General features: G+C 61.6%; 16 protein-coding genes. 8 read left to right on the top strand and 8 right to left on the bottom strand.

The genetic code is table 11. The features are described from left to right. Positions 1–141: 141 nt before the first annotated feature. Together P0D68_RS05915 and P0D68_RS05910 are read left to right on the top strand one after the other, a co-directional pair. Positions 142–1,203, top strand: a complete 1,062-nt coding sequence (locus tag P0D68_RS05915; protein WP_408299311.1) for a catalase family peroxidase — start codon at positions 142–144, stop codon at positions 1,201–1,203. Further along, complete coding sequence (locus P0D68_RS05910) at positions 1,200–1,733, top strand: cytochrome b (protein ID WP_408299309.1); 534 nt, start codon at positions 1,200–1,202, stop codon at positions 1,731–1,733. The genes P0D68_RS05915 and P0D68_RS05910 overlap by 4 nt, the downstream gene beginning before the upstream one ends. 42 nt (positions 1,734–1,775) lie before the next feature. Here P0D68_RS05910 and P0D68_RS05905 read toward each other — a convergent pair whose 3' ends face one another. The 7 genes from P0D68_RS05905 to P0D68_RS05875 all read right to left on the bottom strand — a co-directional run bounded on the left by P0D68_RS05905 (position 1,776) and on the right by P0D68_RS05875 (position 9,916). Next, on the bottom strand, positions 1,776–3,335 hold the full coding sequence (locus tag P0D68_RS05905) for a DHA2 family efflux MFS transporter permease subunit (RefSeq protein ID WP_091800719.1): 1,560 nt from the start codon (positions 3,333–3,335) through the stop codon (positions 1,776–1,778). A 94-nt stretch (positions 3,336–3,429) separates the two neighbouring features. Next, positions 3,430–4,683, bottom strand: a complete 1,254-nt coding sequence (locus P0D68_RS05900; protein WP_091796385.1) for an HlyD family secretion protein — start codon at positions 4,681–4,683, stop codon at positions 3,430–3,432. 44 nt (positions 4,684–4,727) lie between these two features. Continuing rightward, complete coding sequence (locus P0D68_RS05895; RefSeq protein WP_408299306.1) at positions 4,728–6,269, bottom strand: efflux transporter outer membrane subunit; 1,542 nt, start codon at positions 6,267–6,269, stop codon at positions 4,728–4,730. 39 nt (positions 6,270–6,308) lie between these two features. Beyond that, positions 6,309–6,746 (bottom strand): MarR family winged helix-turn-helix transcriptional regulator, encoded by a 438-nt coding sequence (locus tag P0D68_RS05890; protein ID WP_091796389.1) that lies wholly within the window; start codon positions 6,744–6,746, stop codon positions 6,309–6,311. Between the two features lie 229 nt (positions 6,747–6,975). Beyond that, on the bottom strand, positions 6,976–7,275 hold the full coding sequence (locus P0D68_RS05885; protein WP_408299364.1) for an ArsR/SmtB family transcription factor: 300 nt from the start codon (positions 7,273–7,275) through the stop codon (positions 6,976–6,978). A 123-nt stretch (positions 7,276–7,398) separates the two neighbouring features. Next, a complete protein-coding gene (gene ilvB / locus P0D68_RS05880) occupies positions 7,399–9,261 on the bottom strand; it encodes a biosynthetic-type acetolactate synthase large subunit (protein WP_408299362.1) in 1,863 nt (620 codons plus the stop codon). A 76-nt stretch (positions 9,262–9,337) separates the two neighbouring features. Then, a complete protein-coding gene (locus P0D68_RS05875; protein ID WP_408299303.1) occupies positions 9,338–9,916 on the bottom strand; it encodes an AraC family transcriptional regulator in 579 nt (192 codons plus the stop codon). 509 nt (positions 9,917–10,425) lie between these two features. Between P0D68_RS05875 and P0D68_RS05870 the strand changes: the two genes are divergently transcribed. Then, positions 10,426–11,451 carry a GlxA family transcriptional regulator gene (locus tag P0D68_RS05870; RefSeq protein ID WP_408299301.1) on the top strand — a complete coding sequence of 342 codons (1,026 nt, stop codon included), beginning with the start codon at positions 10,426–10,428 and terminating at the stop codon, positions 11,449–11,451. Next, positions 11,448–11,978: a G/U mismatch-specific DNA glycosylase gene (mug, locus tag P0D68_RS05865; protein WP_408186355.1), complete on the top strand. Its 531-nt coding sequence runs from the start codon at positions 11,448–11,450 to the stop codon at positions 11,976–11,978. Before P0D68_RS05870 ends, mug begins: the two co-directional genes overlap by 4 nt. Here the strand turns inward: mug and P0D68_RS05860 are convergent. Then, entirely contained in the window at positions 11,939–12,871 is a 933-nt protein-coding gene (locus tag P0D68_RS05860; protein ID WP_408299299.1) for a LysR family transcriptional regulator, read from the bottom strand. The genes mug and P0D68_RS05860 overlap by 40 nt on opposite strands. A gap of 422 nt (positions 12,872–13,293) precedes the next feature. Between P0D68_RS05860 and P0D68_RS05855 the strand changes: the two genes are divergently transcribed. The 4 genes from P0D68_RS05855 to P0D68_RS05840 all read left to right on the top strand — a co-directional run bounded on the left by P0D68_RS05855 (position 13,294) and on the right by P0D68_RS05840 (position 18,324). After that, a complete protein-coding gene (locus tag P0D68_RS05855) occupies positions 13,294–13,968 on the top strand; it encodes an antibiotic biosynthesis monooxygenase family protein (protein WP_408299297.1) in 675 nt (224 codons plus the stop codon). A 104-nt stretch (positions 13,969–14,072) separates the two neighbouring features. Continuing rightward, positions 14,073–15,698 carry an MFS transporter gene (locus tag P0D68_RS05850; RefSeq protein ID WP_408299295.1) on the top strand — a complete coding sequence of 542 codons (1,626 nt, stop codon included), beginning with the start codon at positions 14,073–14,075 and terminating at the stop codon, positions 15,696–15,698. A gap of 11 nt (positions 15,699–15,709) precedes the next feature. Further along, complete coding sequence (locus P0D68_RS05845; RefSeq protein ID WP_408299293.1) at positions 15,710–16,786, top strand: HlyD family secretion protein; 1,077 nt, start codon at positions 15,710–15,712, stop codon at positions 16,784–16,786. After that, positions 16,783–18,324: an efflux transporter outer membrane subunit gene (locus P0D68_RS05840; protein WP_091796409.1), complete on the top strand. Its 1,542-nt coding sequence runs from the start codon at positions 16,783–16,785 to the stop codon at positions 18,322–18,324. The genes P0D68_RS05845 and P0D68_RS05840 overlap by 4 nt, the downstream gene beginning before the upstream one ends. Positions 18,325–18,533: the final 209 nt, after the last annotated feature.

Genomic DNA, 18,533 nt, shown 5'->3' with positions numbered 1-18,533 from the left:
CGCGAAGCTCGCCGCTCGCAGCGGGTTTTTCGCGCGTTGCGTCGCCGGGTACCCCTCTCAGCAAAATCGATAGAACAATGGCACTATTGTCGCCACCTCGTTAGGTTTCCTCTCAGCCAAATCATTGATCAGGAGAGATCGATGGCCGACAGACCAACTTCCAGTGCGTCCACATTCCGTTCGCTGGTCCTGATTGCAATCGTCGTGGCCGCACTGGTCGCAGCCTTCGCCTTCACGGCCGGCTGGCTCTCGCCGGGACGCCTGACGCCCGCAAAGATCGTCAACGGATTAGCGCCGCCGGGCGGCGCGGCTCTCGGCTTCCGGCGCAATCACGCCAAGGGCATCTGCTTCACCGGCACCTTCGACTCGAATGGAGCGGCTGCGGCCTTGTCCAAGGCCCCGATGCTCGCGTCCGGCTCCTATCCGGTCACGGGACGTTTCAACCTCGCTACGGTCGATCCCAAGGCCCCGGACGCCACCGTTCGGGTGCGCGGCCTGAGTCTGCGCATCGTCGCACCGGATGGCAGCGAATGGCGTACGGCAATGATCGACGCTCCCGTCTTCCCGGTCGCCACGCCGCAGGCCTTTTACGGCCTGCTTCAAGCCTCGGCCGACAAGAGCGACCCGGACGCCATGAAGAATTTTGCCGCCGCGCATCCGGAATTCGGTGCTTTTGTCGCGTGGGCCGGCAGCGCGCCTTGGACGGGCTCCTATGCGCAGGAGCGGTATAACAGTCTCAATAGCTTTATCTTCACCAACGCCGCAGGCCAGGACCAGGCCGTGCGCTGGTCGTTCGTGCCCGCCGCGCAACCCGAGACCGTGCCCGCCGACCAGTTGAAGACACGCGCCGCCGACTTCCTCGCCGCGGATATTACGCAGCGGGTACACAGCGCGCCGCAACGGTGGACGATGGTCGTCACGGTCGCCAACCCCGGTGACCCGACCGCGGACCCCAGCAAGGCCTGGCCTGAAGATCGCCATAAAGTCGAGGCCGGCACGCTGGTGGTCAACGCCATCGAACCCGAGGCTGACGGGCCATGTCGCGATCTCAACTTCGATCCCACCGTGCTGCCGTCAGGCATGCATGTGTCGGACGACCCGTTTCCCGCCGCGCGCTCGGCCGCCTATTCCGTATCGTTCAACCGGCGGACCGCCGAGGAGAAGGACTATCCGCGCCATCCGGCGGAAGGAGCCACGCAATGACCCCGATCCACGATCGCTTTACACCGCTGCAGCGCGCTCTTCACTGGCTCATGGCAATTTGCATTCTGGCGATGCTATTTATCGGTGTCGGGATGGTGTCCACCATTCGCCCGGATTATCTTTCGCTGGTGTCCATCCACAAGCCGCTGGGTATCGTGATTCTTGTGCTGGCGCTGATTCGCCTGGTGGTGAGATTCATGCGTGGCGCGCCGCCGCTGCCGGCGTCGATGCCGGAACCGATGAAACTCGCCGCCCGCCTGTCGCATCTCGCGTTCTACCTGCTGATGATCGGGCTTCCGCTGATCGGATGGGGCATGCTGTCGGCCGCGGACTATCCCGTTGTGGTGTTCGGGATACATCTGCCCTCCTTCCTGCCGCATAGCGATGCGTTGCACACGCTGTTGTGGAACGCGCACAGAACGCTCGCGCTATGTTTCTTTGCGCTGATCGTGCTTCATCTGGCAGCGGCGCTTCTGCACGCGCTGGTCAGGCGTGACGGTGTTTTCCAGGCAATGGCGCCCTGGCGTTGAGGGCCGCCAACGCGGGTCAGCTTTGGTCGGCGAGCCCCCGGCTCAGTGCGCACCAGCGGCCGCGGCACTCCCGCCACCACCCTTGCCGGGTTTCGTCAACCAGATCAGTGGAATGATCGCGATGAAGATTACTGCCGAGAGCCAGAAGATGTCATTGAGACCGAGCATCGCCGCCTGGCCGTTGAGCGAGTTCTCAAACGCCGCCAGCGCTTGTTGCGTGCTGCCGCCAAGCATGCCGTGCAGCGAGTCGAGCCCTCCCACGAAGGTCGGATTGTTGACGCTGCTCTGCTCGGCAAGGCGTGCATGGTGCAGGATCGTGCGATCGTTCCAACCCGTGCTGAACAATGACGTGCCCACGGCGCCCGCAAAAACCCGGGCGAAATTGGACAAACCGGCAGCCGCGGGAATTTTGTCCGCGGGCAGGCCGGACAGAATGATCGAAGTCAGCGGCACGAAGAAGAGCGCGGTGGGAATGCCTTGCAGCAAGGTAGGAATTACGAGCGTGAACGTATCGACACCGGTCGTATAGCGCGAGCGCATGAAGAACACGGCCGCGAAACCGAGAAACGCGAGCGTGGCGAGCACGCGGGCGTCGGACTTCGGCATGATTCTGGCCATCACCGGTGCGAGCAGCACGGCGAAGATACCGAGCGGCGCGGTGACGAGCCCGGCATCCACCGAGCGGTAGCTCAGATACTCCTGCATCCATTGCGGCAACAGGACCAGGTTGGAGAAAAATACCGCATACGCGACCGAGATCGCCACCGTGCCGCCCAGGAAGTTGCGCCCGGCGAAGAGCCTCAAATCGACGATCGGATTCTTCTCGGTCAACTCCCAGATCAGGAAGAACACGAAACTGACCAGCGAGAACACGGTCAACGCAATGATGACCGGCGAGTTGAACCAGTCGAGATCCTTGCCTTTGTCGAGCATCACCTGCAACGAGCCGACCCAGGCGATTAGCGAGAGCAGTCCGACCTTATCGATCGGTAGACGCATGGTCGGCGTTTCACGATCGCGGTAGATCGCCCACGTCACGCCGGCGGCGAACAGCCCCACCGGGATATTGATGTAGAAGATCCACGACCAGGAGTAGCTGTCCGTGATCCAGCCGCCCAGCGCCGGGCCGGCAATCGGGCCGACGGTGGCGGTCATCGCCCATAACGCGAGCGCGGTCGAACTCTTTTCCTTCGGATAAGAACCGAGCAGGATCGCCTGCGACAGTGGAATCAGCGGGCCGGCCACCGCGCCCTGGACGATCCGCGCGGCGAGCAGCACCGGCAGATTCGGCGCAATACCGCACAACCAGGACGACAGCACGAACAACAGGATTGCCCCGACAAACAGCTTGATCTGCCCGACGCGCCGCGTGAGCCAGCCGGTCAGCGGAATTGAAATGGCATTGGCGGCGGCGAATAGCGTGATCACCCATGTACCCTCGTCCACCGACACCCCGAGGTTGCCCGCGATGGTCGGAATCGCGACGTTGGCGATCGACGAGTCCAGCACGTTCATGAAAGTGGCCAACGCCACCGCGAGCGTCGCCAGCGCCAGCTTGCCGCCCGTCAGCGGCGCAAGTGAAGCGGGATTGGATTGATTCATTTCATCACCCATCTTGAGATGCGAGGATCAGGGTCGCCGGCAGCTATCTGACCAGTCAGCTAATTCGATAAAAAAATTTCCGCGCTTACTGCTTTCAGCCGGCATGGCGTGACGCGTCGCGGTGCGCGACGGTTTTTTGCGGCGCGGCTGATGCGGCGACGCGCGAGGCCGGCATGTTCTGCGCGATGATCTGGGCGATCTCCGCATCGGCAGCCGCACCATACTGGGCGAACACATCCGTGCGATACGTCGTGTTCGTGGCCGCGGCGAGTTGGGTGCCCGACTCGTCATGGGTATCCACATCGACCTGCATCGACAGACCGATCCGCAACGGATGCGCATCGAGTTCACGCTGATCGAGCAGCACGCGCACCGGCAAGCGCTGCACCACCTTGATCCAGTTGCCGGTGGCGTTCTGCGCCGGCAGCACCGCGAAGGCGGCGCCCGTGCCGGCCGAAAAGCCCTCTATCCTGCCGTGGTATTCGACGCTGGAGCCGTAGACATCCGCCGTGAGCGTGACCGGCTGGCCGATCCGCATGTGCGTGAGCTGGCCTTCCTTGAAGTTCGCGTCCACCCAGACTCCGTTGAGCGGCACGATGGCCATCAGCGGCGTGCCGGGCGCCACGCGCTGGCCCACTTGTACCGAACGCCGCGCGACATAACCGGTGACCGGCGCGGGCAAGGTATTGCGCGCATAGTTCAGGTAGGCGTCGCGTACCTTCGATGCCGCAGCCTGCACGTTTGGATGCTGTTCGATCGTGGTGCGGTCTGTCAGCGCGTGATTCGCTTCGGCCTGTTGGCGGGCGGCGTCGAGCGCGGCTTGAGCAGAGCTGACGGCGTCGCGGGCATGGGCGATGTCTTCGCCCGACACCGCGCCGGTTCCCGCAATCGCCTGACGGCGTTTCAGGTCGTCGTTGGCGCGAAGCAGATCGGCCTCGCGCTGCGCGATATTTGCCGCGTAGAAATCGTTGTTCACGTACAGGCCGCTCACCTGCCGAACTGTCTGACCGAGCGTCGCCTCCGCGTTCGACAGCGCGATCTTTGCGTCGGCGGCGTCCAGCGTCACCACCGGGTCGCCCTGCTTGACGACCTGCGTATCGTCGGCGTTGACGGCGACCACCGTGCCGCTGACCTGCGGCGTCAATTGCACGAGATTGCCGCTCACGTACGCGTCGTCGGTGGACTGGTAGAAGCGCGCCACCGTGAAATAGTAAGCGCCATAGCCAGCGCCTGACACGACAACGGCGGCCGCAAGGAGCGCCAGCATCAGCTTGCGCTTGCGGGGCTTTTCAACCTCGACGGGTTCTGCTTGCGCCGTAGTACGCTCGGCGGCGGTCGTATCGCTCATTTCAATCACTCCTGGCAGTATATGAAGGGGTCGCGACAGTCGTATTAGCGCGCGGCGACGACTGGGCTGATCTGTGTTGCGGTTGCGTTTGCGTTTGTGTTGGCGCTCGAGCTTGCGTTCGGGTTTCCTGGGCTGGCGGCAGCGGTGTCGACATACCCGCCTCCGAGTGCCGCAGCCAACGCGATCTGCTGATCGCGGCGGTTCATCTTCAGGTTGGCGACCGCCTGGTCGGCGGCGAGCGCGTTGGTATCGGCGTTCAGCACCGTGAGCTGGTTCGTGAGGCCGGCCTTGTATTGCGTGAGCGCCAACTGGTCGGCACTGCGCGCCGCTTCCTGGGCGGCCTGCGCATCGCCGAGCTGGACGTCGGTCGAACGGATCTCGGCGAACTGCGTGGCAACTTCCGACAGCGCCGTAACGAGCGTCTGGTTGTAACCGGCCACCGCATTGTCGAAGTCCGCGTATCGCCCTTTCAGTTGCGCCCGCAGTTCGCCACCGTCGAAGATCGGCAGATGGATCGCCGGGCCCGCGCTGACGGTGCGGCTCGCAGCGGTCAGGAAGCGGCCGAAACCGAACGCATCCAGCCCAATCGCGGCGCTCAGGTTGATGTCGGGGTAGAACTCGGCCTTCGCTTCCTTCACGTCGTGCGTGAACGCATCGACACGCCAGCGGGCCGCGACAAGATCCGGGCGGCGGCTCACCAGGTCGGCCGGCACGTTATCGGGCAACCGCACCTCGTCGCCGATACCGAGTGCAGGCCGGGCGATCGACAGGCCACGGTCCGGACCCGCGCCGAGGAGCGCGGCCAGCTGATAGCGCGTCGTGACAATGCTGCCGTCGAGCGAAGCCAGCGCGGCCCGGCTGCTGGCCAGATTGGCCTGCGCGGTCTTGCGCTCCACTTCGGTATCCAGCCCGCTGGCGATACGGCCGGCCGTGATGCGGTCGATCTGTTCGCGCTGCCCGACTTCCTGTTGCGCAATGTCACGCAACGCGTACAGGCGGGCGAGCTGGTTGTAGTTGCGGGCGATAGCCGAGGTGAGCGTCAGCTTGACGACCTCGGCATCCGCCTCGCTCGCCTGCAACTGCGACATGGCAGCCTTGAGCGCCTCGCGATTCTTGCCCCACAGATCGAGGTCGTAGGAGGCCGACAGCAGCCCCTTGTTTTCCGATTGCCACGAGCCGGCATACGGCGGCGGGACCAGAGCGTTACCCGAATACTGCTGGCGCGTGAACGAGTAGCTGGCGCCGACATTCGGCAGCGTGCTCGCCTTCGCCGTCTCCGTATAAGCGGCGGCGGCCGCCACACGGGCGCGCGCCTGAGCGAGCGACGGACTGCCTTCCAGGGCTTCTGCCAACAGGGCTTTCAACTGCGCGTCGCCAAACTGGTCGGCCCAATCGGCGGCCGGCCAATGTCCGTCGTCCGACGGAATGCTCTGCTGGGTAGCGAGCGTTTGCGGCGGCGTCATTTGCTTGTCGCTCGTAATGCCGGCGTAGTTCGCGCACGCCGACAACACGGCGGCGAACATCACGGAAACGCTAGCCTTCGCCACTCGCCTGCCGAGCGCCATTCCATTTAATTGCGATTTCATTTTCTGACCTGTCAGATATATAGGTAAAAAAAATGCCGCTCAGTCCTCAAGGAATTTGTTAAGCAGGCGGCCCAGCTCAATGAACTCTTGCTTCGTAAAGTGCTTCAGACGACCATTCAGGACGCCAGGTGCGATTTCCGGCAGTTGTGCGGCGACCTGCTTGCCTTTCTTCGTCAGCGTCAGGTTGACTACCCGGCGATCTTCCAGGCTGCGCGAGCGTTCGAGCAAGCCCTTGTCTTCCAGCTTGTCGAGCAAACGCGTCATCAAGCCGGTATCGACGCCCAGCAACTTCGACAACTCAAACGGCGTGGAAGCGACCCCGCCATTGAGCGACAACAGGATGCCCATTTGCGGGGAGGTGATATCCAGGTCCTTCAAGGCATTGTCCATTTCCGCCACCAGAACGTTGCGGGCTTTGGTGAGCGCAAGGCCAATGCTCTGCTCCGCCCGGAAGTTGTCCTTCGTGTAGTGGTTCATCTTGCGCTCCTCAATCGACAGACTCAACACTATCTGCAAAGTCAGATATTGTCAACTTGAGTGCGGAAATATTTTTCGGGGTCAATGCGGGACAGAGGATCCTGAAGTGGGCGTTTCTCCGTACGAATCCGCCTCGCGAGTCCGCCGGTCGCCAGAAAAGTCAGCACTAAGCGCCGCACGGCAGCGAGCCTGCCAAGGTGGGCGGCACTTCGGTCGACACACGCTGTGGCTATAGATGCGACCTCATCTGTTCCGCAAAGGCGCGAATGACGTCTTCGTTTCGCGACAGAAACATCCACTGACCAACGCGGGTCGACACCAGCAGTTTCGCCGCGACCAATGCCGCAACGTGCGCCGAGACGGTCGATTGAGATAGCCCACTGCGCGCGAGGATTGCGTTCGCCGGCACCCCGCAATCGAGATCGATGTAGCCTTGCGCGAAGTATTCGCGGGGGGCCTTTAGCCACCGCAAAATCTCGCGCCGGAACGGGTTTGCGAGTGCCTTATGAATCAAATTCTCGTCAACCATAGCTTTCGAAGAACGTCTCGATAGAAGCTGCTCGACCAGGCAACGGGTAGGGACGAAATGCTTCACCTATCGCGGTCGCGGCCAAGGTCGTGTCACGCCTTGCGGCACCGGCGCTCGTTTTCGCTAAAACATATCCGCAGCACTTTTTCGTACTACGCCCTGAATTTGTGTCTGCCCGGTTCGAGACGGGATAAAGGGACCGGTATTCATCGTCGCGTAGCTTTGCCCCGGACCTACGATCGGAAACACATCGGCGTTCTCGTCGATCATCACCTCCAGGAAAGCCGGTCCCTCAAATTCAACGAACGCCCGCAACGCGTGCTCGAGTTCGGACAGCGCCTCGACGCGACGGGCAAACTCGAATCCATCGGCCTGTGCCGCCATCACGAAGTCCTTGCGATAGAGCGCCTTGTCGCTGACAAACATTCGCCCGTCGTAAAAGAGACGCTGCCACTGCCGGATCATTCCGTCACCGCGATTGTTGAGCAGCAGTACCTTGACGGGAATGCCGTACGTGCTTGCCGTCTCCAGTTCGCCGACATTCATCCGGATGCTTCCATCGCCGTCGATGTCGATCACGAGCGCATCCGGTCGCGCCAGCTGTGCACCAATCGCCGCGGGCAGCCCAAAACCCATCGTCCCCATGCTTCCTGATGTCAGGAAGCTCCGAGGCTCGACGAACTCGAAAAACTGCGCGGCCCACATCTGATGCTGGCCCACGCCCGTGCTGATAATCGCTCGTCCGTCGGTGATTTCGCTGAGCTTTTCGATAACCCACTGCGGTTGAATCGCAAGGTTCTTGCGGTCGTAGTTCATTCCGAAGGTCTGCTTCAACGCCATCACATGGTCGAGCCAGCCAGAAGACGACTGCTTCGCCGGACCGTGCTCGAGCAAAGACAGTAAGGCATCTTTCGCATCGCCAACGTGAGTCCAGTGCGCACGCTTGACCTTGTTGATCTCCGCCTCGTCGATATCGATATGCGCGACATGGCGCGCACCGGGAGCGAATGAGTCAGGCCGTCCACCGGCGACGCGATCATCGAATCGTGCGCCCACAGCAATGAGAAAATCGCAGTCTTCAACGGCGTAATTCGCGCAGGCGGCCCCATGCATGCCGAGCATGCCGAGACACAGCGGGTGTTTTGCAGATATGGCGCCAAGCCCCATGAGTGTCGTCACGACTGGAATGCCGTGGCGCTCGGCGAACTCCCTTAGCACCGCAGTCGCACGCCCCGTGATCACGCCGCCGCCAACATAAAGCAGCGGCCGCTCACTCTGCCGCAGAAGATCAAAAAAGTCGGCAGCTTTGGCCTTTTCCAACCGTGCGCCTTTAGCCACCATGCGCAGCCGATCGGAGTAGCCGCGAAAATGCAGTGTGCCTCGCCCATGATAGGGCCCCGTCCAGTTCTGGATGTCTTTAGGCACGTCCACCACGACCGGACCCGGCCGACCGGTGCGGGCAACTTCGAATGCGGTTCGCAGCGTTGGCTCGAGCTTCAACGGATCGGTGACGAGAAACACCTGCTTCGCGCACGCCGACATGATGTTGAAGACGGGCGCCTCCTGAAACGCGTCGCTGCCTATCGCGGCACGCGGCACCTGCCCGCAGATGAGCACGACAGGCACCGAATCGCCGTTACAGTCGGCGATTGGGGTCACCGCGTTTGTCGCGCCCGGCCCCGACGTCACCATGAACACGCCGACTTTTCCGCTGGCTCGCGCATAACCGGCGGCCATAAAGCCCGCGGCCTGTTCATTGGCAGGTACGACAAACTTGATCTGACGCTCCACATGGGCCGCGTTCATTTCGTTGTAGCGAAACACCGCGTCGTAGGTCGGCAAGATTGCCCCACCGCTATATCCAAATAGTGTGTCGACGCCCTGCTCGGCGAGCACGCGCAGAATGATGTCCGCGCCCGACAGCGTTTCGGTCGCATTCGCCGGCGTCAGATCGGCGTGTGAAGCAATGATTGGGTTTCGGCTCATGGTTGGCTCGCGGGCAAATCGGCGCTGACAGGAGCAGCAGCCTGAATCAAAGAACAACTTCCTTTCCAGTTGGCGCTCATTCGCGGCGCCTCGACAATGACTTCGTAATGCTTCTGGCGAACTCTTCGCCAAGGTCCTCCCTGACCAGGTCCAAGGCCACCTGAATACCGTCACTTACGCCACATGACGAGTACAGATTGCCGTCCTTCAGACAACCTTGATCGCTCGCGACGTGTACGAACGGATGCTCGATGGACAGACGCTGCGCGTCGCGCCAATGCGTGGTCAACAAACGATGATCAGCGAGGCCGGCGCGCGCGATCAGAAACGCCCCGTTGGACACGGATGCGAGCCTTCGTACTCCGCGTCCGGCATTCCTGAGCCAGTCCACCAATTCATAATGTTCCAGGCTCGACCCGAGCACCGGACAACCGGGGACGACGACAATGTCGAAAGCAGCATGTGCGTCCAGCAGGCTCTCCGTCGTGCGGACTGCCACCCCGCTCGAACACATGACGGGCCCCGGCGACGGTCCCACGAGATGCTGCTCGTACAACGTTGCACCGCACAGACGGTTCGCTTCGTGAAAGATATCCATCGGCCCCGTCACTTCGAGCAGCCGGAATCCGGCGTACAGCATCATCGCGACATGCATGCTCCGTTACTCCGTGAATTCACTGAACATAAGCGCCGCGCATCCCGCCGCGTCAGGCCCGGCGAGGCGGTGCGAAGTATGGCGTTCCTTCAGCATGACAAATCCGTTAATGGCTGCCTGTTTTCCCGGCGTCCGGCTCTTCGTCAGGCTGGTGACCCAGTCTAATGAGCCGGCACGGCAGAGGAAACACGTGCTTGTCGCCATGCTGGGCCAATCCACGTGAGATTTGGGCCAACCGCGCCAACGTGGTGATGTTGTCGCTCGCATTGCGTTATGTTGCGCTGCGTCCGGAGGGTCCATGTCCGTTTGGCATCGCTAGAACCCGGTTGTTTTGTAACCTGGACGCAAAAGTGAGTTACCGCCCTGTGCATCCCTGTTTTCCGCCTGTTGCGTTAAGCTCGGTTACCGCTCGTCAGTAGAGGCTGAGAGGCTTGGCCCGCTCTTTCAGGTAAAGCCAATCGGATCGCCGGTATCGGAGACGGGCCTACTCACTCCATGAAGGTCACGGCATGAAAGTCGCCATTGTCATATTCGATGGTGTTCAGGCGCTCGACGTTGCGGGCCCTCTCGACGTGTTCGCGGAAGCCAACACGATCCTCCCCGAACAACAGAGATATGAAGTCTCCCTGGTGGGTCTTCAGGCCGGCGGGGTGACCTGCTCGAACGGAATGCAGCTCTACGTACCGTTCGGCTATATGGACCTCGACACGCAATGGGATCTGCTTCTGATCGCAGGAGGTCCCCAATTGCCCGATGCTCAGCCTTCCAGTGACTTTCTGGCGTGGCTGCGGAGTCAGGCACGCGACGCGACGCGGTTTGGCTCTGTCTGCAATGGGGCATTCGTGCTTGCGCATGCGGGACTGCTGGACGGCAAGGAAGTGACGACGCATTGGGCGGACGCAGGCCGTCTCGCTAATGAATTTCCGCAGGCTTGCGTGCAACCCGACAAGATCTTCGTTCGAGATGGGCGCCTCTTTACGTCGGCAGGCGTGACGTCCGGCATCGATCTGTGCCTGGCGCTAGTCGCGGAAGACTGGGGACACGAGCTGGCGGTGCGTGTCGCGAAACGCCTCGTGGTTTATATCCAGCGGGAAGGCGGCCAGTCTCAGTACAGCCCGTATATTGGCACCGGGAGGGACGAAGATCCGATTATCGGCAAAGTGCACCGGTATGTGACCGAGCATATAGCCGATGCGCTATCCATCGAACAACTCGCGAGCGCGGTTGCCGTGAGCCGGCGAACCTTCTCCAGACTATTTGCGAAGCATGCAAAGGTGACGCCGTCCGTATTTGTCGAGCAGGTTCGCGTCGACACGGCGAGGAAGTTGCTCGAAGACTCGGATGCCCCGCTGAAGACCGTCGCATTCAAATGCGGCTTCCGTAGCGCCACGCATATGCGCACCACCTTCTCCCGGCGGCTCGCGGTGACACCAAAACAATATCGGCAGCGATTTCGCGGCGAGACAGCCACGCAGCGATGGGGAACCAACGGTGCCGACAAGCAGGTCTCTTTTCAAGGACTGTCTCATCCGTGACCGACGGCGGCTACCCTCAGGCTCTTCCCGATCTCCTTGAACCAGGCTTGACGCTAGTTTTCTGCGGAATCAATCCAGGCATTCGTGCGGCATCCACGGGTCACCACTTTGCAGGCCGAGGCAATCGCTTCTGGCGGGTCATGCATCTCGCAGGCTTCACTCCCGAACAGATTCAGCCCGAAGACGACTACACGGTTCTTCGATATGGCTACGGTCTCACCACGGTGGTTTCACGTCCGACGGCGCGTGCCGACGAGCTTGTGCGATCGGAGATCGAACTGGCCGGCGATGGTTTCCGGCGGAAGGTCGAACGGTACGCGCCAAGGCACGTCGCTTTCCTCGGAAAGATGGCGCTTGCCGCGATCTCGGGCAGTCGCTCTATCGATTGGGGGCGACAAACAGAGCCATTCGGCGGCGCATGCGCGTGGGTATTGCCCAATCCGAGTGGACTGAACAGGGGCTTCGACCTTGATGCACTGGTGTCCGCTTATCGGGAAGTTCGTATCGCAGTCACGTCCACGCCTTGAAGGTGCGCGTTGTTGCGTAAGGTATCCGTAACGAAATCCACGAACGCGCGAATCTTGCCGCTGCTGCTTCGCCGCTCGACATGAAGCAGGTTCACCGGGATCGACTCGGGTTCGAATGACGTCAGGACAGGTTGGAGCTTGCCTTCGAGCACCTCGGGAGCCGCCTGATACGACAGCAACTGGATTATCCCCACACCTTCGACGGCCGCGAGAACGGCAGCGGGGCCAAGGTCGACGATCATCCGCGGCCGGAATCTGACGGGCAATCTCGAACCATTTTCGCTGAACACCCACTCGAGTGGAAGCGAGACGCCGGTGAAAGACACACAGTGGTGATGGGTCAGATCTCTGGGGTGAAGAGGTTCCCCGTGCCTCGCCAGATAAGAGGGCGCGGCATACGTGCAACGCCGCACGAATCCCAAAGGTATGGCGAATGTCGAGGAGTCGCCAAGGTGGCCGACGCGAATCGCAATATCCACCCCCTCCTCCAGGAGCCGCGTAGTTCGATCGACGTACACGGCATTGATGTTGACGTCCGGATAACGCAGTGCGAAGGCGTTGACCAGAGGAGCGACATAGCGCTGGCCAAACAGCACCGGCGCGGAGACGGTCAACGTACCGACGGGATTGAGCTGGTCGGCTGCGATGATCGATTCCGCGTCCGTGATGGTGTCCAGCACCTTCCTGCAGGCTTCAAGGTATGTCATGCCCGCATCGGTCGGACGAACCGAGCGGGTCGTGCGGGCGAGCAGGTGCGTGCCGAGACGGGCTTCCAGCGCACTGACCGCTCGCGAAACCGCTGCGGCTGACATGCTGAATTTTTCGGCCGCACCGGTAAAGCTGCCTCGATCGACGATGGCAACGAATACCTCCATCTCACGCAATCTTTCCATTCCGCTTCCTACCCTTGTCACCACGCCAACACGTCGTGATTCTATGCGCTGTGATCCGCATAGTAACGAGCCGCGTCACCGAATGGCTCAAAGACGACACAAATTGTCCAAGGCCAGATTTTTTCCACATTTGAAAAAACGCCCGCTCATATTTTCCATACCGAATCAATCGCCTCACCGCTTCGAAAGAGACTCTTTCAGGCAGTGAGGGTTATCCGGCGATTCATTGCCGATTGGCAAAAATCGCCAATTCATTGGCCCAATACTCAACTAGCCTGGACTCCGATTAATCGGCCTATCCTGCACAATGACTGCACGCGCCTGCTATCTGCAATGCCGCAACGAATCAGCCAAAGGCGCCCGCGGCGCGCATTCCATTCGACACGTCGCGTCGTATTGCCAACTCAATGTAAGAGGTCCTCATGTTCTCCGCAATGCTTGAAGTCAACCCGAAACCCGAACAGTTCGACGCCTACCTCGGCATGGCCAAAATGTTGCGGCCTGAACTCGAGAAGATCGAAGGGTTTATCGATAACAACCGCTATGCGAGTCTCACGCGCGAAGGATGGCTTCTTTCGCTGTCGAGCTGGCGCGACGAGAAATCGCTCGTGCGCTGGCGCACCACGACGGCGCACCACAAGATACAACAAGCCGCGCGTGACCGCGTATTTGCCGACTACCGCTTGCGCATTGGCCAGGTAGTCAGCGATAACCAGCTGCCCGCCGGACAGGTGTTGCGCGAGCAGCGCCTGGATGTCACTGAAGCGGGCAGTGGCACCGCAGTGACGCTGCTCGATGCGAAGTGCTCGCCGGCGTGGCTCGAGCAGACCGGCGCAGAAGGAGTGGCGAAGTCGCTTGGCGTCGATACGAACGCGCCCGGCCTCGTTTCATGGGACGTATTCGACGCACTGATGACACCCGGCGACGTGATCGTGGTGGTGACTTGGCAAGACCAGGCGGCGGTTGAAGCATTCGAACGCGCTGCGCAAACGGCGGATGGTTCGCGCCGGCGGAGTATCCGTATTGTCCGCGAATACGGCATGTTCGATCGCCGCGAAGCGCCGCAATACTTTGAAGAGGTACAGCGTAAGCCGTGAGGATTGGATTCGTTTGAGCGCGGGTCCTGGCATCTTCTCTCTCATACCAGTTCCGGCGTCAATCCTTAGATAGCCTATCGAACACGAGCAGCAACGAGGCCCCTATGACTACTGGCAATCCTTCGAGCATTGAGGCGCACGCACCGATCGTCGAGCGGTCGCAAGCGCCCGCCGCCGTGCCCGGAACAGCGGCTCCTGCGCAGCCGACGCCCCGTCAATCCGCGCTTTCGCTTCGACTCGCCACCGGCCTCGTCGGCATGCTGCTCGCGTCGCTGCTGGCTATTCTCAACGAGCAGGTCACTGCCGTGTCGATGGCGGATATCCAGGGTGCGCTTTCGATCGGTCACGACGACGGCACCTGGCTGACCGCCCTGTTCGAAGCGGCTAACGTGGCTACGATGGTGTTCGCTCCGTGGTTCGGGATCACCTTCACGCTCAAGCGGTTTACGATCGCCGCCGTAATCGCAACGATGCTCCTCGGCATCCTTTGCCCCTTTGCACCGAACCTGCTCACGCTCTATGTGTTGCGCGTTCTTCAGGGGATGGCCGGCGGATGCCTTCCCCCAATGTTGATCATCGTGGCGCTGCGCTATCTTCCGCCGAAAGTAAAACTATACGGACTCGCCGGGTACGCGCTCACGGCCACCTTCGGACCAGCGCTCGGCACACCGCTCGCGGCTTTGTGGACCGAGTATGTCGGCTGGCAAATGGCCTTCTGGCAAATCGTGCCGCTTGGCATCGTCAGCTGCGTGGCGATCCAGCAAGGGCTTCCGGCGGATCCGCTCAAACTCGAACGACTCGGCGCATTCAACTGGACCGGCTTTCTGACGGGATTCCCGGCCGTCGCCATGCTCGTGATCGGCCTTTTACAAGGTGATCGTCTCGATTGGCTCGACTCCGGGTTCATTCGCGTGATGTTTATTGGCGGGGCGCTGTTGTTCACCACGTTCCTTGTCAACGAGTGGTTTCACCCGCTGCCTTTCTTCAAGCTGCAATTGCTGTCGCGCAGAAACTTCGCGCATGGACTGACGACACTCCTGGGCGCGGTCATACTGCTGGTCGGCGTGGCGGCCATCCCCGGCCAATATCTCGCCAGGGTTCACGCCTACCGGCCGCTGCAGACCGCCCCCTTGTCGTTGCTGGTCGCGCTCCCGCTGTTGATCGCACTGCCTCTGACAGCTGCCGTCCTGAACCTGCGGCGGGTCGACCACCGCTGGGTCATGGCCATTGGCTTGTCTCTCATGATCACCACGTGCCTGATGGGTAGTTTCATCACGTCCGAGTGGATCCGCGACAACTTCTACTGGTTTCAATCCATACAGATCGTCGCGCAGCCCATGGTGATTCTCGCGATCCTGATGGGCGTCACGACGGGCCTGGCGCCGACCGACGGTCCATTCGCTTCGGCCATGTTCAACTCGCTCAAGACATTTTCCGCGGCTGTGGCGACGGCGCTCATCGAAGGGTTGGGCACGCATCGCGAACGTCTTCACTCGAACATGCTCGTGGACCATTTAGGCAACCACGCGCTCGTGACTAGCCAGAGTGTCGACGCGACTCACAGTCTCGGCGAACTCGCTCACCGGATCCACGAACAGGCAGTGGTACTGACCTCGGCGGATCTCTATCGCGTGATGGCTGGTGTGGCCATCGCGCTTCTTTTCCTCGTGCCAGTGTTGCCCGTGCGTATTTACCCGCCGTGGAGCACTACGCCGCCCTCTTCCCATTAAGGGCCGATATCATGTCAACCATTGCTCGATCTCCCCTCAAAATCGTTCGTATCGCCGCGCTGGTCGTCGCGGTCGGCGTAGGCGCATGGGCTTGCTCAAGCCTGTCAGGCGGCTCGAATACCGAATCCACCAACGACGCTTATGTCGAGGCCGATTTCACGCTCGTGGCGCCGCGTATCGCAGGCCAGATATCCGACGTATTCGTCAACGATAACCAGGCAGTCAAAGCGGGGCAATTGCTGGTCCGTATTGACGACCGCGACTTCCGGGCCGCTTTGATGAGTGCGGAGGCGGACGTGGCCGCGGCACAGGCCGCCGTCGCGAACTACGACGCCGAGATCGCGCGGCAGCCCTCGCTCGTCGAGCAGGCGCGCGCAACGCTCAAGGCCGACGACGCGTCGATCGAATTCGCACGGGCCAACGCCGCGCGGTACCAGAACCTCTCGGAGGCCGGTGCGGGGACTGCGCAGGAACAACAGCACACATCGAGCGCGCTCGCCGAGCAACTCGCGCACGAGGCGCACGATCGCGCCGTGCTGGCATCGACCGAGCAGAACCTGGACGTGCTGCGCACCCAGCGCGATAAGGCAGCCGGCGCGCTTGCACGTGCCGGGGCAGCGCTTGAGCAGGCAAAGCTCAACCTGTCGTATACGGAGATTCATGCGCCGGTGGACGGCAAGGTCGGACGGCGTTCCGCGCGAGTCGGCGCATTCGTGACGCCAGGCGCGACGATTCTCGCGATCGTGCCACTTTCCGACGCCTACGTTGTCGCCAACTTCCAGGAAAACCAGATCACCCACATGCGGCCTGGCGAAAGTGTGCGGATCAAGGTCGACAGCTTTCCTGGCGTTGTGATCCGCGGCCGTGTCGATAGTCTTGCTCCCGCAACCGGTGTGAGCTTTGCGCCGATCGCACCCGATAACGCGACGGGCAACTTCACCAAGGTGGTCCAACGCGTGCCTGTCAAGATCACCATCGACCGAGGCCAGGAGGCGGCGTCCGCGCTGAGCGTGGGGCTGTCTGTCGAAACGGAAGTCGCCGTCGGTCAGCACGCCGACACGTTGGCGGAGGCGGGAGATAGAAAATGAATGCGAGCGACTTTTCCTTCCGCGTGTTGGCGCTGGAGATACTGGCGTGTCTGGTGATAGCAGGTTGTACCGTTGGACCGGATTTCGAACGTCCAAAGGCGTCGACGCCCGCGCAGGTCTTTGAGCGCACCCAATCCGCGCAAGCCTCGAGCAAGGCCGTCGAGGCCGGATTCAATCCCGATTGGTGGACGCTGTTCAACGACCCCACGCTGAACACGCTCGAACAGAAACTGGCCGATGCGAACCTCGATGTGGCCGCGGCGTCGGCACGCCTTCGGCAAAGCCGGGCCGAACAGCGCGTTGCGGGGGCAGCGGAATATCCGACGCTAGACGGTGCAGCCTCGTACAACCGCGAACGCGGAAGTCCGAATGGCATTCTGTCGCTGCTCGGCGTCAGCCCGACCCAATCCCAGCCGCAATCCGCTTCGGGCAGCGCGCCGCTTGGCGTGGCGCCGCTGCCGGGCTCCAAAGGTTCGCCGGCATACAACCTCTATCAAGCCGGTTTCGACGCGTCCTGGGAAATCGATATCTGGGGCGGAGTTCGACGCGGTGTCGAAGCCGCGTCCGCGCTGGCGGATGCTTCTTATCAGGACCGGAACGCAATTTTGCTGTCTGCTCGTGCTGAACTCGCGCGAGACTATATCGAGTTGCGCGACACCCAGTCGCTGCTGCGGATCGCGAGGCAGAATCTGGAGATTGCTCGCAACGCCACGAAGCTCACGCAAGTACGCGCGCATGAAGGCGTGACGACGGATCTCGACGTGGCCAACGCATCCGCGCAGGTGGCGTCGATCGAAAGTCTGATTCCGACACTCGAGTCGCGAAGCGAGACCACGATCAACGCGATTGGCGTATTGCTCGGCGAGGAGCCAGGCGCGCTTCGGCAAACGCTCGCCGAACCGCGCGACGTGCCCGATCTGCCGCTACAGGTGCCGATCGGCTTTCCGTCTGAACTGGTGCAACGCAGACCCGACATCGGCAAGGCGGAAGCGCAGTTGCATGCGGCCACGGCGTCGATCGGCATGGCGAAAGCCGACTTCTATCCGCGCATATCGCTGAATGGCAGCGCAGGCTTTCAGAGTCTTCAGCTTTCGAGTCTTGCCAACTGGGCATCCGGACAGTTTGTTGTCGGCCCCTCCATCACGATGCCGATCTTCGAGGGCGGCCGCCTCAAGGGAACACTGAACCTGCGCGAGGCACAACAACAGGAAGCCGCGGTCGCATACAAACACACCGTGCTCAACGCCTGGCGCGAAGTGGACGATGCGCTTGTCGTCTACGATGCCGAGCAGCTGCGCCGCGACAAACTGACGACGGTGGTTGCGCTCAACCAGCGCGCGCTCTCGATAGCGCAGCAGCGCTACAAGGCCGGGGCGCTCGACTATCTCGATGTGCTGAACGTGCAGAAGCAACTGCTCGACGGCGAGAGCAACCTGGAACAAAGCAAGGCGAGCGCAGCCGCGAACCTGATCACCCTCTGCAAAGCGCTGGGCGGCGGCTGGGAGTCCACTTACGCCAACCCCCAGGCGTCGCGTTGATTGGAGCGCGGCCGACTGCTGAGTCACGGGCGTCAGCCTGGCGTGTTCTCACTGCGCGCCTGTGCAGAGCCGAAGCGTCGCATCGGGCGAGATTGAACGCCGTTTCTGGCGGCTCGATCTCGCGTCGAACCAGCTCGACCTTGCACACATACGAGATTCTGGAAGCGCTGGCGTCGTGGCCAGGAACCAACGAAGAGTGTCCCAAAGCC

The organism is Paraburkholderia sp. RL17-380-BIE-A, assembly GCF_046028085.1.
Classification (GTDB): domain Bacteria; phylum Pseudomonadota; class Gammaproteobacteria; order Burkholderiales; family Burkholderiaceae; genus Paraburkholderia.
Note: the sequence above shows the minus strand (reverse complement) of the source record. Positions and strands in the feature narration are given on the sequence as shown.